A 17,239-nucleotide genomic window follows, 5' to 3' on the forward strand; every position below is an offset into this window, starting at 1 on the left:
CAACTCGACTAATCTTAGTCTTTGGCTATCAGCCTGGATTGGAGCCATGATTATGGCCTTAACGCCAGAGATTATTGGCTGGGCACGTATGGGCGTTTCTGACATGCTGCTCACAGGCTGTATCGGTTCTAGCCTGTTCTGCTTCTTCATAGCCTATGCACAACCGGAATATCCGAAACGCCAAACGGCCTGGTACATGGCCTTCTACGTCCTGCTAGGACTTGCCGTCTTAGCGAAAGGACCCGTCGGCGTTGTTTTGCCGGGACTTGTTGTTCTGGCATTTCTCGCGATAGTGGGTCAGCTGCGACAGGTACTGCTTGGAGAAATGCATTTGCTTTGGGGATCGCTAATCTTTTTTGCGATCGCAGTCCCGTGGTACATCCTCGTGATTCAAGCCAACGGTCAGGCGTATATTGACTCGTTCTTTGGCTATCACAACTTTCAGCGCTTCACCAGCGTGGTCAACGGTCATGACGCACCAATTTACTTTTATGTTCTAGTTGTACTGCTAGGCTTTGCGCCTTGGTCCATATATTTACCTGTTGCGATCGCGCGGTTACGATTTTGGCGCTGGCAACAGTGGCAGCAACAGCCCCGACAGGCTCAGCTCAGCCTCTTCGTCTTAGTCTGGTTTGCCGTTATTTTTGGCTTCTTCACTGTGGCCACCACTAAGCTGCCCAGCTACGTACTGCCATTAATGCCTGCCGCCGCCGTTCTGGTCGGACTGCTGTGGAGTGATGTCCTGACTCGACCGCGTCAGCCCCAGAAAGCGCTGGTGATCAGCGCGGTTTTCAATCTGTTGCTGTTTGTCGCTTTTGCTGTCGTTGGCCTGCTCAGCCCCAACTGGATGACAGGCGATGCTTCAATGCCCAATATTGGTCAGGCTGTGCGGGATTCGCAAATTATGGTGTGGTCAGCCGGACTATGGGGAGGAACTGCGATCGCAGGTTTGATCCTGTTACTACGGCGTCAGGCGCGGTGGCTCTGGCTGGTTAATGGCATTGGCGTTATGGCTTTCATTATCGTTATTGCCATGCCTGCATTCTTTCTGGTCGATGAGCAGCGCCAACTGCCGCTGCGGCAAATTTCAGAAACCATCGTGGATACTCAGCAATCAGATGAACCAATTGTCATGCTCGGCTTCAAAAAACCGAGCGTCGTATTCTACACCCAACAACCTGTGAAGTATTTTTATCCACCGGAACAGGCAGGTCAGTATGCACGACGGTTACTGCGTCGCCCAGAGGTATCGTCAGTGCTGATTGTGGGAGAACAAGCCAAAATGATCAACACGGGCTTTTCCCCTGATCAAATGGAAGTGCTACAAACAGTGACGCCTTATCAGCTCGTACGAGTCGAAGAATAATCCTGAATCTGAAAACCCAGAGGGTGTAGAGGGGCGCTGCGATCGCAGCGCCCCTCTACACCCTCTGGGTTCTATAAACCTAGAAGCATTGCGCTCCTAGCCCAATGCCAAAGCTTAGTACAGCTCTTCCTCTTGGTGCGTCATGATGGTGCAGTCAGAGGTAGGATAAGCAACACAGGTCAAAACAAAACCTGCTTCGATTTGATCATCATCCAAGAAGGATTGATCAGACTGATCGACAGTACCCTCAGAGATTTTACCTGCACAGGTAGAGCAAGCACCCGCGCGGCAGGAGTAGGGCAGATCGATGCCTTGCTCTTCAGCGGCGTCAAGAATGTACTCATCATCGGGTACTTCAATCGTAGTATTGAGACCTTCAGCTTCGTTAATCAAAGTAACCTTGTAACTTGCCATGCGGCTATCCTCTCGATATTTTTGAACGGCAGTATGGGTAAACCCTCGACATCGCGCCCAGTCAAGCTAACACGATTCAAGCAAATTCATCTGAGGGCTTCCCTCACAATATTGATAGTACGAGAAAATCGTGATTCTATATCGCTCTCCTGGGGGATAAGCCCAATGGGATTCGTAATCAAAAGTGTGTTTTCCCTCCTGAATTACTTATAGGTGCCTAGATGTTCCACCACTCAACTCATGCGAATTTACGCCTAGTTTCTCAATAGAATAAACTGCCCTATCAACGGTAAATAGGGCGATACAAAGCATCAATTCGCTAATATCAGCCAGGACATTGACGAATATTGTTATCATTAATTAATTTTTACATAATTTTTTCTTATAATCCGTCTGAGCAGCAGATTATGTCAAGAATATGACACGATTCAAGCGAGGTGAATCAAATAAAATGGATTCGCTAATCGTTCATCTCTATCTCGATCAATGACACAATCAATTCAATGATTCAGATAGCGCAACGTATCATCACTTGGCAGACTGGGGAAAGGCGTAAATTTTGGCAGAGATATTACGCAGGTCGTTAACAAGCAGTACACGATGAATGATTTCAGTTCTCCGATTCGAGTTGGTTTAGTTGGGACAGGTTATGCCGCCAAGCTGAGAGCAGATGCGCTCCAGAGCGAACCCCGAGCTAAGTTAGTGGCGGTTACAAGTCATCGCTACGAACAGGCACTAGAGTTTAGCAACACCTACGGTATCCGCGCCGTGCATCCTTGGCAGGATCTATGCGCCTCTGCCGATGTTGATTTGATTATGATCGCTACAGTGAATCGGGATCATGGCGCGATCGCAAGAGCGGCTTTAGAAGCCGATAAGCATGTGGTAGTGGAATATCCTCTCGCGCTGGATGTTGCGATCGCAGAGGAGATAATTCAGCTGGCCGAACAGCGGCAGCGGTTCCTGCATGTGGAACATATTGAACTGCTGGGCGGACTCCATCAAGCGCTGCTGAAAAACTTATCGGAGATCGGGCAGCCGTTTCATGTTCATTACCGCACAATTAATCCCCAACGCCCCGCTCCCCGTAAATGGACGTATCAACGGGATCTGTTTGGTTTTCCCCTTATGGGAGCACTATCGCGACTGCATCGGATGACAAATGCCTTTGGCCCGGTGGCGACCGTGTCAGCCCAGATTCGCTACCGGGACTTATCCAATGCCGAGGCTGGAGCCTTTGATGCTTGTCTGTGTACTGCACAACTCCAGTTTCAGTCCGGCGTACTGGCGGAGGTGATCTACGGTAAAGGTGAAACGCTCTGGCAAAAGGCACGCTATTTAGAAGTGCAAGGCACCGCAGGTGCACTGGTATTCGATAACGACCAGGGTACGCTAGTGCAAGCGGACTCAACTGTGCCACTTGAAGTCGGCGGACGGCGAGGGCTATTCGCGAAAGACACCGGGTATGTCTTTGATGCCTTGACTCAAAATAAACCGATGTACGTGACGCCCGCCGAGAGCCTATACGCCCTCAGGGTGGCCGAAGCAGCCCAATTAGCAGCAATGGAGCAAACGGTAGTGCAGCTTTAGTGTGGTTCTACAGTGATTCCAGTTAAGAGTGAGAAAACGAGAGAGGAGAGTGCCTCAGGATGAGGCACTCTCCTCTCTCGTTCTTACTTAATGGTTTGTCAACCTTGTTTTGGTAGGTTTTGATGGTTGGTATGCCGCGCTCTGCGCGGCATACCAACCATCAAAACTGATTTGACACAGCACTAGAACCGCTATAAAAATTTGGTGGAACCGAGAATTTGGTTGGGTGGAACACAAAAAAGCTCTCGGCATCGCCGAGAGCTTGAGTCTGTTGATTAGTAGATTGTCATGGAAGCGAACCCTAGATTTAGGCGAACCATTCCTCAACCGCGTCTTCCTTAGTGTTGGTGCGGCGTTCAGGGGTTTCGCGCTCGAACTTCATGTGGATGGCACGATTTTGCTCACCATCTGCTGCTACGGCCATGATCGGGAAATCGATCAGACCATCTTGGAAGGACATCTGGAAGCGGAACGTACCGTCTGGATTGAGTTTGATCGGGCGGCCACCGATGGTTACGGTTGCATCCGGTTCGGTTGCGCCGTAGACAATCAGTTCAGCATCGGCAATCAGCCAGAACTTGCGGGGACGAATCGGCGGTGCCGAGGCGGAGAAGCCAACGCCGGACATGCCCATACCGGACATGGTGTACTCGCCGTAGCCCATCATGCCGACACCAGACATGCCCATGCCCACTCCGGACATCGTCATACCAGCGCCCGACATGCCCATGCCGACACCAGACATCGTCATACCAGCACCGGACATGGTCATACCCATACCCATGCCCATGCCAACGCCCATGCCAACACCGGACATGCTCATACCGGCACCGGACATAGACTTCTCTGCCCACTGACCGACACCAGAGGGGAAGATGAACGAGCTGACGCCAGAGCCAGGCACATGCTGCATGGAGCCATATAGGGAGCCTGCCATCCGCTGGGCTTCGGCATCCTGAGCCATGTCGTAGATCTTGTCATAGAGCGGATAGGCGCTGCCTGCCATCTGCTTGGCGGGAGGAACCAGCTCCAGGAAGGTCTTGCCACGCAGCTCGTCATTCCAATCGACGGAGATGTACTGATCGTCAATCCAATCTGAGGGGTAGACGGGCGGAATGTGTGCGATCGCAGATCGAGCCAGCAGCAACCAGCGACCATCGTTGCAGACATAGCCAATTTCAACGACGTAATCGCGATCGCTGACGGGCACAGGCAGATACCACTCACGCGCCATCTCGTCGCACTCGTACTGCTGCAAGCTGTGGGGAGACTGGTAATCAAGATTGATATCGGTTACGTCACAGAACCGCAGCGCTAAGCGAGAACCGCCCTGACTGCGCAACTGATTCTTGTGCTCGATAGGCACATCCCAGTAAGCATAAGCCCACTGCGGATCGCGAGGCATGAGGACAATGCAGCTTTCACCATAACCATCCGGTAGATCCGGCAAGCCTTCATCGACAGAAGCCAGGGTCTCAGCTGAGAGATCATCCTGACCGACTTCAAATTTTGTTGCTTCCACTTCCTCTTGAGCCTCCACTTCTGCACTAGGTACGACGGGAACTGGTGTCGTTGGCATGCTCGTGGGCATAGAGGGAGCCTGTGCTTGCTGAGCTTCCTGAATCGCAACCACAAGCTGGGATTTCCGCATGCGGCTGTACCGAGAGACACCAAACTCGCTGGCTACCTTACGCAGCTGCCGAAGGGTCATCTCTTCTAGGGGGGGACGTTCTTTAGCCATGATTAGCCTCCAGACTGGGAACGACAGATGAGAATGAAACGTGTCATATGAAGACTGCTGCGAACCGTATATCTTGAGCCAGCAGACAAACTGATGTGAGTCACGAACCATGTGTGTTGATCAATTACGGCGATGCACAGGACACAAAAATGTAAAACGTGCGATCGCACATGACTGATCTTGTTCTTGATCCCCATCAGCACTTTGCCAACTCAAATTATGAATTTTTGAAGCTCGGGGATCGCTGTTACTTTCGATCATGCAAGAAAATCCCTGTGGGATCAAGGGGGGATCCCTATTCAAATAGGTATATATACGAATTATCAAGCTTTTGGGGATCGTAATGTCATAATTTCATGACATTACGATCCCAGCTGAGATCAGTAAGTCATAAAACCATGACATTATCTCTACAGCCTAATGACCTCCCACTCATCCACCCATTCACCCATCTACCCATCCACCTCCTCACTCAATACCGAAACCGAACAGGATATGAGAGGATCACACTTACTGCTTTGTCCTGAGCTATTTGTCCTGAACCATGCCTCCTAACCCCCCATCGCCTTCTCAATCCCCCGATGAACTTGCAAATCAGTCCGCGCCTGAACCGATGAATGAGATCCCGGTAGATCTGTCAGCTAACGGTGCAGCAGACGCTAAGCGGGGACTGATTAGCCGAGTCTTGCCATCTGCGATCGCGCTTTGGCTGAAGTCGCAGGTTGAGCATGTGGAAGACCTACAGATTCGAATTGAGGGACGCGATCGGCAAATTCTGACGGGGCATGTGCCTGGAGTTCAACTCTCGGCCCGCAAGGCGATTTATCAAGGCATTCACGTCAGCCACATTCAATTAGCGGCCACGGGCATTCGGGTGAATCTGCGGCAAATTCTGCGTGGCAAATCGCTGACGCTGCTGGAGGTGATCCCTGTGCAGGGAGAGCTGACGGTGACAGAAGCTGACTTGAATGCATCGCTGCTGTCGCCATTGTTGAAAGATGCGGTGACTGAGTTTTTGGTGGGTTTACTGCAATCGGGTCATGCCGTCGAGGATCTGGACGATTCGGCTGAACAGATTGAATTACAGGATCTGCAAGTCATGATTGGTGACCAGCAGTTGACCCTAGGTGCTCAACTCGTGTCAGCCAGTGGCTCAACCACCCCAATCGCCATTCGGACGGGACTAGCGATTCGCGAAGGTTCAATTTTGCAGCTCATTCAGCCGATTTGGTTGCCCCACCTACGCGCTAAGCGGGGGCTTCCGTTAGATGACCTAGATGGTCATGAGATTCCGTTAGGTACGGATGTGAATCTACACACGCTATCTTTGGCCTCACAACAGCTACTTTGTCAGGGCCAGATTAACGTGATTCCTGCTTAAAGAACCCAAAAAGCGTTGAGCGCAGTCATGCATCGCATGACTGCGCTCAACGCTTTTTGGGTTCTTTAGAGTGCTTACGGATCGACCCAGCGACCGTCTGCTTTGATCAGGTTGATCAACTCGGCCACGCCCTGATCTTCGGGGACGCGCTTGATCTCTTCGCGACCGCGATACAGTGCGATCGTACCGGGTTGTTTGCCAACATAACCATAGTCCGCATCAGCCATCTCACCGGGGCCATTCACAATGCAGCCCATAACGGCGATATCTAGACCCGTGAGATGCTTGGTGGCCTCGCGGACTTCGTGCAGCACGTCTTCCAGATTAAACAGCGTGCGGCCACAGGAGGGACAGGCCACATATTCAACCATTGTTTTCCGCAAGCCCAGCGCCTGCAAAATGCTGTAGCAGACGGGGATTTCCTTCTCTGGTGCTTCGGTGAGCGAGACGCGAATGGTGTCGCCGATGCCCTCGGCCAGCAGCGTACCGATTCCTGCCGTAGACTTGATCCGCCCATACTCACCGTCGCCTGCTTCGGTAACGCCCAAGTGCAGCGGGTAGTCCATTCCCAACTCGTCCATGCGCTGCGCCATCAGCCGATAGGCGGCCAGCATTACCGGGACGCGGGAGGCTTTCAAGGAGATCACCAGATTGCGATAGTCCAGCGACTCACAGATGCGAATAAACTCCAGCGCCGACTCAACCATGCCCTCGGGCGTGTCGCCGTAGGTAAACAGCATCCGCTCCGCCAGGGAACCATGATTGACGCCAATCCGCATCGATTTGCCCTGATCACGCAGCGAGATGACCAGTGGCTCTAGAGTTTCACGGATTTTCTGGCCGATCTCATCAAATTCGGCTTGGGTATATTCTGTGCGATCGCTCTTTGGCTTTTCGAAGACGTATAGGCCAGGATTAATCCGTACCTTATCGACGTGCTTGGCGACCTCTAGGGCGATCTTCATGCCGTTGTGATGCACGTCAGCCACGAGGGGAACGGGCTGATAGGTATCGGCGAGCTTTTGCTTAATTTCGGCCAAGGCTTTGGCGTGAGCCATACTGGGCACCGTCACCCGCACGATTTCGCAGCCCTGTTCATGCAGGCGACGAATCGCAGCCACCGAGCCGTCAATATCCAGCGTATCCTCGTTGATCATGGACTGGACAACGACTGGGTGGCCGCCGCCAATGGTGACGGAACCAACCGGAACGGGACGGGTTTTGCGGCGATGAATGGTGGTATCGGTTAATGCCGGAGCATCTGAAATTGGTGATGCGGTGGGATTCGACAACGTCTGCATAGGAAGGAATCTGACAGGGATTGCCATTAAACTTCAGCCTGTGTCCAAGCTAAATATGAAGTCCGGTTGAAACCCAATTTATTTTTGAGAAACGCTTGCTCCGCAAGCGTTTCTCAAAAATAAATTGGGTTCTCATACGCGGGTTTCATACAAGCAAAACACAGTCTACCTATACAGAGTGCCACAGTTTGGAACCACTGTGGTAAAGCTTTGGTTATTGTGATTCCCTCTATTCGTCAATGCCTATTCGTCAATGCCGAGATGAAGTAGCGCAATCTGCTTGCACATGCTTTCCACTGCCAAGGTGAGCGACTGCATTAGTTCCGAGCTTTCGCTGTAGTCGGCGGGTGCTAGATTGGCGACGCGCTGGCTGGGGCTGATGTGGTATTTCTGGCTCCAGTCCTGGGCTGTGCCGTCTTTATAAACGCCGATTGCGATCCCCTGATGCTCTTGCAGTACGGCAAAACAGGGCAGATCAGAGGTGCCATCGCCTACATAGATCACCTGACTAAGGGGAACATGGAGCTTCTCTGCCGGAACATCTTGATAGACGTAGATTAAGTCGCTGTTGGCCCGCTCATCGATGCCTCTGGACAGGTAGTACAGGTACAGCGGTTTTTCGGGGTGACTAACCGAATTCTTCAAAAACGCGATCGCACCGTCTTCGTCATAGTGAAATTCGCAGCCCCACATGGCCGTGAACTCATGCGCGATCGCACTGTGGCGAGCAATCTCCACAAACCCGCTGGTGATTAAGTAAAACTCAACTTCCACATCGGGTACAATCGCTCGCGCGGCTTGGCGCAAGCGGTCAAACATCTCCGGCACGCCGTCAAACGGCTGAATTTGTTGCCCAAACTGAGCAATGTGATCGCGGGTAATCGGCTGATCGCGCCGCCGAGACTCCTGAATCAAGCTGTAAAACCGAGCTGGAATGCCAGCCCAGCCTGCCTCTTTCAGCGAATCATACTTTTCCCGCCGAAACTGCTGCGCGTCAATCCCCAAAATCTCTAGCAGCGTATCAAAACTGTCTGGAACCAGCGTGTCATCAAAGTCAAATGCGATCGCAATTCGATTGGCCAGAGGTTTAGTCGCGTAGGGCATGACGAATTAGAGATAAGCAGCACTCCATCATCGTCGAAGGTGACTCCGATCTTGTCTTGCCGCTACAGATAGATTTTGTCGATTTCATCAGCACCACGACAAACTATGCGATCGCACTTGCTCCTAACCCTCTCCGCTAAAATGATCAAACAATCGCCCAACACTAACCTATGACTGCCTACGAAATTGAGAATTCTGCCTGGTGGGTGCAGCAGTGGAACGATCTGCTGAATTCCTATCGGTTCAAAAAGCGCCTGGAGCGGGGACGCCGCTATGCTCGCGAGGGCCACATTCTCAGCATCAAGTTCAAGGGTTCCAAAGTCGTTGCCAAAGTGCAGGGTACTGCGCCAGAACCCTATGAGCTATATATTTCCATCGACTCATTTTCGGATGAAGACTGGGACTTTGTGATTGCAACGATGGCGCAGAAGGCAATCTACTCGGCCAAGCTGCTGGCGGGCGAAATGCCGGACGACATTGAAGCGGTGTTTACCTCCAACGGTTTGAGTTTATTTCCATTTACGCTGTCCGATGTGCGATCGCGCTGTAGCTGTCCTGACCCCAAAAACCCCTGTAAGCACATTGCGGCGGTTTATTACCAACTGGGCGACTTCTTCCGGGAAGATCCGTTTGTTTTGTTCCAATTACGAGGACGCAGCAAGCAGCAGATCCTAGACGCAATGCGGCAAAAGCGCAGCCAGGCTAGTCAAGCTAAAGATGAAAATGCGATCGCAACTCCCGATGATTTACCGACAGTTGATCGTGCATCTGAGTTAGCAACGCCGCCACCGGATTTGGAGCATTTTTGGAACTATGATCAGCCGCTTGACTCATCGTTAGTGGTGATTACGCCACCCGCCAGTGGTGAAACTGTTTTAGATATTCTGGGTGCGCCGCCGTTACCCCCGGCTGAAGCCAAAACAGTTGTCCAGTATTTGCAGCAGACTTACCAAACCGCTAGCCAGCAGGCGATGATGACTGCGTTGAATCGCAACGGATAAATTCATCATTTGCTGACATCAAAATAAGCGTTTTTTCGCCGCAGTGCGGCGAAAAAACGCTTATTTTGGGTTTTATTCAGTTCAGCAAGGGAGAACCAGCATGACCGATTATCCCCGCGATTTAATTGGCTATGGCCAGCATCCGCCCGCTCCAAAGTGGCCAGGGGCAGCGCGATTAGCAGTACAGTTTGTGATCAACTATGAAGAAGGCGGCGAGAACTGTATTCTGCACGGCGATCCGGCTTCGGAAACGTTTCTCTCCGAGTCCGTTGGCGCTCAGCCGCTGTACGGGGTGCGTAACCTCAATATGGAATCGATGTATGAATACGGCAGTCGGGCTGGCTTTTGGCGGCTGCATCGGTTATTCACCTCGCGGAATCTGCCCGTGACCGTTTACGCTGTGGCGATGGCGCTGGAGCGGAATCCAGCCGCGGCGGCGATGGTGGCAGCGGGTTGGGAGATTGCCAGCCACGGCTACCGCTGGATTGACTACCAATTTGTGGCACCGGAAATAGAGCGATCGCACATTCAAACCGCGATTGAGATTCATACCCGCGTCACGGGGAGTCGTCCTTTGGGCTTTTACCAAGGACGAGTCAGTCCAAACACCCGCCGCCTAGTCGTGGAAGAAGGTGGATTTCTCTACGATGCCGACAGCTACTGTGACGATTTGCCCTACTGGGTACATGACTACGGCCAGCCTCATCTGGTGATTCCCTACACGCTGGATGTCAACGACATGCGGTTTGCCACCTATCAAGGATTTAACTGCGGCGACCAGTTTTTCACTTATTTGAAAGATGCGTTTGATGTACTTTACGCCGAGGGTGAAACGGCACCCAAAATGATGAGCGTGGGTTTGCACTGTCGGCTGGTGGGACATCCTGGTCGGGCAGCGGCTTTGGCCCGGTTCTTGGATTATGTGCAGCAGCACGAACAGGTTTGGGTTTGCAGACGTGTAGACATTGCGCGTCACTGGCACGAGCATCATGCCCCAGAAAGCCCCTAATTCCTGCTGATTCTTAAAGATAGAAAAGCAAAGACAAAAAAGACTGACTAGAGAGGGCCACCGCTAAACTCTGTCAAAATCAGGATGATACCCCAGAAAAAAATTAAGAGAGTAATGAGTGGAGGTAGCGCATTCATTTTGCTGCTCGCATAAGTGAAGTAAACGTAATAAAGATTTACTCGTTTGCTTCGGTTTATTCGAGTGAGGATTGCCGAATTGAAGATTTCCCTTTGTCGAGAGTAATTGAGCACATTTAACCTAGGCAGGGCAAACTGATGATGACATGCAATCTGGCTACATGACGCCCAGCCAATTTTTGCTGGACTGTTTGTGATTCTTACACTACACCAACAATCAAAGCTGGGTTTCCCTAGCGGATTCGGTGTGACAAGCCATATGTCTGGGTAACGTCTCTGAGATAGATTGGAAAGAGTCCCAATTTGATTCTGAGGCTGCTGCCGTCTGTATGTGTAGCGCTGTCAGATTGCGTCCAGCACTGAGTCCTGTCAAACGGCTTGCTGCATGAGCAATTTTGACTTGCCGTTGCCGCTAGCGTTGCGATAACGGCTTATACCAAGTCTGTGTATAAGAACCCGATTTATTTTTTGTGAAACGTTTGCGGAGCAAACGTTTCACAAAAAATAAATTATGGGTTTTTAACCTGACTTGATATTAACGCTTTGGCTCAGCACGGATGGCGACTAATTGACCAAGAGATTTACGTCAAAAGTGATCTTTATCTAATCTCTATCATTTGCATCATGGATCGAATTAAAGAACAAGCGACAAAATTTTGGCAGACCGTCTCTGCTCCTGAAACCTTAACGATTTACCAGCAGGCCGCTAGCGTGACCTGGGAAATCATCAAAGAGCTGGCTCTTCTGATTTGGCTCGTCATCTGCCTGGTGCTGGTGGCCGGGGATTGGTTCTGGAATTTTTCTATTCAAGCGGGGCGCTCTTTCCGCGCATGGCTGAATAGTTTTGAAGAACCCAGCGCCGATCGGATTGCGTCTCAGGCTGGTCAGGCCATCGTGACAGCTAGCAAAGGTAGCCTGAACTTTACCTTGTCGAAGGCTAGAACCGAACTCGGTTTACCTGAGCCTCCGCCCAAGCCCGCTCCGGCTCCTAAGCCGGCTCCGGCCCCTAAGTCGGCTCCTCCTAAACCCCTGGAAAATGCAGCTCCTCCGGCTCCTGCCGCGACTGCACCCGTTGCACCTGAGGCACCGACCGCACCGGCGGCACCGAGTCCAACGAAGTCTACAACGTCTGCGGCGGCAACAAAGAAGACAGCAGCAGATGTTGACGATATGGATGATGACGTTGATGCAGATGCTGAGTAGGGATTGTTCAAATCAGGCAGCAGTTTAACCCCGATTAGAACCTATCCTGCTCTAAAATTCAAAAACGAAGGAGGCATATATCGTATGCCTCCTTCGTTTTTGTGAGTACAGATTTTTTGTCTATCGGTAGTCAGCTTTGTTCGGGCACGGATGTTTTTGTGGCGCGGCTAAGCCGCGCCACAAAAACGTCTTAACCAATGCAACTTGGCTATAGACTTTTTGTAAGTTGGGTTGAGCAATGCTCAACCCAACTGGCTCTAAACTTCAGCGTGTTTAATTGAAAGTATTGGATTAAGGTGGGCACCGCCCACCCTACGGATAACGTCAGTCAGTAGAAAGCGACTATGTCAGAGTTGAAAGCACTAATTTTTGATGTAGATGGCACGATTGCCGAAACTGAGCGGGATGGGCATCGAGTGGCCTTTAATCAGACTTTTGCAGAAGCGGGGCTTGATTGGGTTTGGGAGGTGGAGCAGTATGGTCAACTGCTAGAGGTGCCTGGTGGGAAAGAGCGAATGCAGCACTATATCAATCAATCTGCTCTGAATATTGCGCTGCCCGCTGAATTCGAGACGGAATGGGACTGGCTGGTTCACTTACACAAGCGCAAGACTCATCACTATCGGCAACAGATTGAGCAGGGTTTGATTCCCCTGCGTCCGGGGGTGCTGCGACTGATGCAGGAAGCAAGAGCCGCAGGGATTCAACTCGCGATCGCAACTACCAGTTCCTATGACAACGCCACATCGCTGCTCAAAATCCTGCTGGGGGCCGAGAGCCTGGACTGGTTTACCGTCATCGCTGCCGGGGATATTGTGCCCCACAAGAAGCCCGCGCCGGATATTTATCTGTACGCGCTAGACAAACTTCAGCTTCAGCCGGAGCAGTGTTTGGTGTTTGAAGATTCTGCTCAGGGTTTACAGGCTGCGATCGCAGCAGGTCTAACCACCGTCGTGACGCTCAACGATTACACCCATCATCACGATTTTGCCCAGGCTGCACTAGTCATCAATCATCTGGGTGAACTGGAACAGCCATTTAAGATTCAGGTGTACGACCAAGAAGTAGCCAACCAGGTGGCCAAAACCTATTTTGATCTGGAGCTAGCTCAGCAAATTCTGCGAAACACGAAAAATTTGAATCGCGTCATTTGACCTGCATAGGATCGCTATCCTGCCGATCCTGCCTCTGGTAGCTAGCTATAGAGCTGATTTGACATCTTTATAATTAGACTTGAAGAAGCTAAACCTCTTAAACCGAACAACGATGAGCTATTCGAGCAGCCTGAGTGATACAGAATGGGAGATTTTTGAACCGCTGTTGCTCCAGATGTTACCCCAGAAAAAGCGAACCCGACCGTGCAATTGGAGCAAACGGGCAATCGTCGATGGCATTCTGTACCAACTCAAAAATGGCTGTAATTGGGAAGACTTGCCCAACGACCTTCCCCCCTCCTCGACGGTCTATTGGCACTACAAACAGTGGCGCAATGCTGGAGTGTTTGAGGAGTTGATGCGAGTGCTCCATGAACAGATCCGTGAACAAGTTAAAAAAAATCGAAGTGGACGACTCTGATCATCATTGATTCACAAGCGGTCAAGAACACCTGCACCGCTAGTGTGGACTCCAAAGGGTTCTGTTTCTACAAAGCCACCAATGGGATTAAACGGCACCTGGCGGTCGATACGCTGGGGTTCCCCTTCTTTACCCACTGCACCAAAGCCAATGTTTCCGATGATGTCGGATTGATTGAGATGCTGACCTTGAACATTGACTATTTCAAGTCAAAACCGGTCAATATTCCCAAGATCACCATCCTGCTTGACCACGGCTATCATATCGATTTTCTCATTACAGAACTGGAGAAAATTTATCCCCAGATCATGACGAAAATCCGGTTTCAGTTGTCAACTAAGCCCTCCAAGCAAGAAAAGGCCGCACAAGGGAAATCTGGTTTTGTTCCGGCGGTTGCTCGTTGGGTGATTGAACGCTCCAATGCCTGGATGGAGCGCTGTAAAATCCTGGTTAAGAACTTTGAGAGAACCTTGGACAACGCCACGACCAAAATTAACCTCTGCTTTGTCAGGCTAATGCTTAAGCGCCTTGCTGCCTCTCCTTGAGATCTCAAATGGGTTCTATAGGACAGGTGACTGCCAAACATTATTTTTGTTTGCTCAAATCAAAGTTGGGCTGGATAGATGGGATACCTGTTGTTAGGAAGGTAGTCTAACCCAGTTCGAGCAAGCGGCAGGAGAGGCGTTATGGCAGAGCACATCCAATCGAACCAAGCCGAAATTCTGGATCTCTTCCTGAGGTATGCACCCTGCGGTGTTGCGATGTTCGATCGCCAGATGTGCTATCTGATGGCTAGCCAACGCTGGGTTGATGATTACCGACTGGAATCGGTTGAGTCTATTATTGGGCGATCGCACTACGATATTTTTCCCGAGATTCCAGAATCGTGGAAGCAGACTCATCAACGTTGTCTAACAGGTACGATTGAAAAATACGAGGTCGAACGATTCGAACGATTAGATGGCAGTGTTCAATGGATTCGCCGGGAAGTGCATCCCTGGTATCAAACCAACCAGGAGATCGGCGGCATTATTATCTTTTCAGAAGACATCACTAAGCGGAAACAAGCGGAAATTGCGTTACAAAAAAGCCAGCGCCAGCTTCAGCAGCAGCTAGCAGAAATTGAGACGATCTATCGATCTGCGCCCATTGGCCTAAACGTTGTGGATACTGAGTTGCGCTTTGTGCGGATCAATCAGCGGTTGGCAGAAATCAATGGGCTGCCAGTAGACGCTCATATTGGCCGAACCATTCGAGAGCTACTGCCCGATCTGGCCGATGCGGCTGAACAACTCTTACGCCCGATTTTGGCAACGGGTGAACCGTTGCTCAATGTTGAAATTAGCGGTGAAACTCCAGCTCAACCGGGTGTGCAGCGGACGTGGTTAGAAAGTTTTTTACCTCTCAAAGAGGGTGATCAGGTGATTGGAATTAGTACCGTTTGTGAAGAGATTACGGAGCGCAAGCGGATCGAAGCCGAACGTCAGCAAGCAGAAGAGGCACTCCGGCAAATTAAGGAAGAACTCGAAAGCCGAGTGGCAAAGCGTACGGCAGAACTGCAACAACTCAACCTTGACCTGCAAGAGAGCGAATCGACTCTGCGCAGTTTCTTCAACAGCGGCGGTATGATGATGGCCATTGTGGAACTGCATGATAACGATATTCGATATATTTCGGCTAACCATACAACCGCTGAGTTTTTAGGTACGACACCCGAAGCACTACAAAATCGATTTGTCAGTGAAATCGAAAAATCTCCAGCAGCGGTTCAACACTGGCTAGACTGCTACCGACAAGCCCAGTTGTGTCAGGCTCCTATCCGATTTGAACAGTATTACGATGACCGGGATAGACCTGGCTGGCTCTCGATCAGTATTTCTCCCATTACCGTCAGCATCAGTGGACGCCCCCGATTTTCGTTCATTGCTAAAGATGTTACCGATCGCAAACTGGCCGAAGCTGCGATCGCAAGTCGTGAAGAACAGCTACGGTTAACGCTGGAGTTTAACCATATTGGGCTTTGGGACTGGAATGTGCGGACGGGAGAAATCATTTGGAATGATAACCATTTTCGGCTGCTGGGATTAGCACCACAGTCCCTTACCGTTTCTGTTGATGAACTCTACCAACTCTGGCTCGATGCCATTCATCCAGAAGATGTCCAGCGGGTGGAGCAAACATTGCTGACGGCGCTGAATCAGCATCAGGATTACGAAACCGAATATCGGGTGGTTTATCCTGACGGCACCATTCATTGGCTGGTGGGCAAGGGCCGAGGCGTCTATGATGCCGATGACCAACCCTTGCGCATGTTGGGTGTGATTATCGACGTTAGCGATCGCAAATTGGCGGAGCAGCAGTTAGAGCTACAGGCCGTAATTACGCGCAATATGGCAGAAGGAATTTGTCTGGTCAGTGCAGATGATGCCCGCATCGTTTACGCCAATCCCAAATTTGAGCAGATGTTTGGCTACGAGGGTGGGGAGCTTAACGGTCAGCACGTTTCAATTGTTAATTATGCAACTGAGATCGTCAGCGCCGAAGATGTCAATCAAGCGATTCGTTCAGCGGTTCTCGCTGAGGGTGAAGCGACTTACGAAGTCCACAACGTCAAGAAAGACGGCACGCCATTCTGGTGCAGTGCGACCACTTCGGTGCTGGATCACCCTGAATATGGTCGCGTCATGGTGGCCGTGCATCAAGACATCACTGAACGCAAGCAAACGCAGGAACAGATCGAAACGTCACTTAAAGAAAAAGAGGTCTTGCTGAAAGAAATTCACCACCGGGTGAAAAATAACTTGGGCATTGTCAGCAGTCTCTTGCAAATGCAGGCTCGCCGCACTCTCGATGCCCAAGCGTATGCCGTGCTGCGCGATAGCCAAAACCGGGTGCATTCCATCGCTTTGGTACATGAGAAGCTATATCGGTCGAAAGATCTGGCCAATATCAACTTTACGCAGTACATTCAAGACCTGACGGTTTATTTGTTTGATGCCTACAACATTAACGCCCAGCACATTGAGCTGAGTCTACAGGTTGAGGAGATTGGTTTAGATATCGATACGGCTATTCCCTGTGGCCTAATCATCAATGAACTGGTTTCTAATGCCCTGAAATACGCTTTTCCAGATGGACGCACAGGTGAAATCCAGATCAAGTTCTATCAAGCCGCTGCGTCCGATCTCTCATCGTCCGAACCCGCTGCCTCGTCTGCAGCTACTCCGTCTCATCGCTTTACGCTGATTGTTCGCGACAATGGCATTGGATTACCCGCCGATCTCGATATTCAGACAGCGAAAACCCTTGGCATGATGTTAGTGCAGGGACTGGTGAAGCAGATGCAGGGATTGCTAGAGATCAACAATCACCAGGGCACTGAGTTCAAAATTTCCTTTAAAGAGACAAAAATATAGT

The 17,239-nt window shown here is 50.8% G+C and carries 14 protein-coding genes; 10 read left to right on the plus strand and 4 right to left on the minus strand.

Going from position 1 to position 17,239, the window contains the following annotated elements:
* The first annotated feature begins 37 nt into the window (after positions 1-37).
* Entirely contained in the window at positions 38-1,366 is a 1,329-nt protein-coding gene (locus AC286M_RS34280) for a phospholipid carrier-dependent glycosyltransferase (protein ID WP_488208881.1), read from the plus strand.
* Positions 1,367-1,480: 114 nt separating this feature from the next.
* Here the strand turns inward: AC286M_RS34280 and AC286M_RS34285 are convergent, their stop codons facing one another.
* Entirely contained in the window at positions 1,481-1,780 is a 300-nt protein-coding gene (locus AC286M_RS34285) for a ferredoxin (RefSeq protein WP_488208665.1), read from the minus strand.
* A 600-nt stretch (positions 1,781-2,380) separates the two neighbouring features.
* On the opposite strand from AC286M_RS34285, the gene AC286M_RS34290 reads away from it, so the two are divergent.
* Complete coding sequence (locus AC286M_RS34290; RefSeq protein ID WP_488208666.1) at positions 2,381-3,370, plus strand: Gfo/Idh/MocA family protein; 990 nt, start codon at positions 2,381-2,383, stop codon at positions 3,368-3,370.
* Between the two features lie 307 nt (positions 3,371-3,677).
* On the opposite strand, the gene AC286M_RS34295 is transcribed toward AC286M_RS34290, so the two are convergent.
* Complete coding sequence (locus AC286M_RS34295; RefSeq protein WP_488208667.1) at positions 3,678-5,111, minus strand: DUF4912 domain-containing protein; 1,434 nt, start codon at positions 5,109-5,111, stop codon at positions 3,678-3,680.
* Positions 5,112-5,655: 544 nt separating this feature from the next.
* On the opposite strand from AC286M_RS34295, the gene AC286M_RS34300 reads away from it, so the two are divergent.
* Positions 5,656-6,492, plus strand: a complete 837-nt coding sequence (locus AC286M_RS34300; protein WP_488208668.1) for an LmeA family phospholipid-binding protein — start codon at positions 5,656-5,658, stop codon at positions 6,490-6,492.
* A gap of 74 nt (positions 6,493-6,566) precedes the next feature.
* Here the strand turns inward: AC286M_RS34300 and ispG are convergent, their stop codons facing one another.
* Positions 6,567-7,793, minus strand: a complete 1,227-nt coding sequence (gene ispG / locus AC286M_RS34305; protein WP_488208669.1) for a (E)-4-hydroxy-3-methylbut-2-enyl-diphosphate synthase — start codon at positions 7,791-7,793, stop codon at positions 6,567-6,569.
* A gap of 243 nt (positions 7,794-8,036) precedes the next feature.
* On the minus strand, positions 8,037-8,897 hold the full coding sequence (locus AC286M_RS34310) for an HAD family hydrolase (RefSeq protein WP_488208670.1): 861 nt from the start codon (positions 8,895-8,897) through the stop codon (positions 8,037-8,039).
* A gap of 170 nt (positions 8,898-9,067) precedes the next feature.
* On the opposite strand from AC286M_RS34310, the gene AC286M_RS34315 reads away from it, so the two are divergent.
* The 7 genes from AC286M_RS34315 (at position 9,068) to AC286M_RS34345 (ending at position 17,238) form a co-directional block, all read left to right on the plus strand.
* Complete coding sequence (locus AC286M_RS34315) at positions 9,068-9,898, plus strand: SWIM zinc finger family protein (RefSeq protein WP_488208671.1); 831 nt, start codon at positions 9,068-9,070, stop codon at positions 9,896-9,898.
* A gap of 100 nt (positions 9,899-9,998) precedes the next feature.
* Positions 9,999-10,907: an allantoinase PuuE gene (gene puuE / locus AC286M_RS34320; RefSeq protein ID WP_488208672.1), complete on the plus strand. Its 909-nt coding sequence runs from the start codon at positions 9,999-10,001 to the stop codon at positions 10,905-10,907.
* Positions 10,908-11,668: 761 nt separating this feature from the next.
* Positions 11,669-12,247 (plus strand): hypothetical protein, encoded by a 579-nt coding sequence (locus tag AC286M_RS34325; RefSeq protein ID WP_488208673.1) that lies wholly within the window; start codon positions 11,669-11,671, stop codon positions 12,245-12,247.
* A gap of 344 nt (positions 12,248-12,591) precedes the next feature.
* A complete protein-coding gene (locus tag AC286M_RS34330) occupies positions 12,592-13,401 on the plus strand; it encodes an HAD family hydrolase (RefSeq protein WP_488208674.1) in 810 nt (269 codons plus the stop codon).
* A gap of 112 nt (positions 13,402-13,513) precedes the next feature.
* Positions 13,514-13,822, plus strand: coding sequence for a transposase (locus AC286M_RS34335; RefSeq protein ID WP_488204683.1), 309 nt, complete (start codon positions 13,514-13,516; stop codon positions 13,820-13,822).
* Positions 13,823-13,866: 44 nt separating this feature from the next.
* Positions 13,867-14,367 carry a transposase gene (locus AC286M_RS34340; RefSeq protein ID WP_488204684.1) on the plus strand — a complete coding sequence of 167 codons (501 nt, stop codon included), beginning with the start codon at positions 13,867-13,869 and terminating at the stop codon, positions 14,365-14,367.
* 141 nt (positions 14,368-14,508) lie between these two features.
* Positions 14,509-17,238 carry a PAS domain S-box protein gene (locus AC286M_RS34345; protein WP_488208675.1) on the plus strand — a complete coding sequence of 910 codons (2,730 nt, stop codon included), beginning with the start codon at positions 14,509-14,511 and terminating at the stop codon, positions 17,236-17,238.
* Position 17,239 lies beyond the last annotated feature (1 nt).

The organism is Thainema salinarum CENA647 (genome assembly GCF_057732415.1).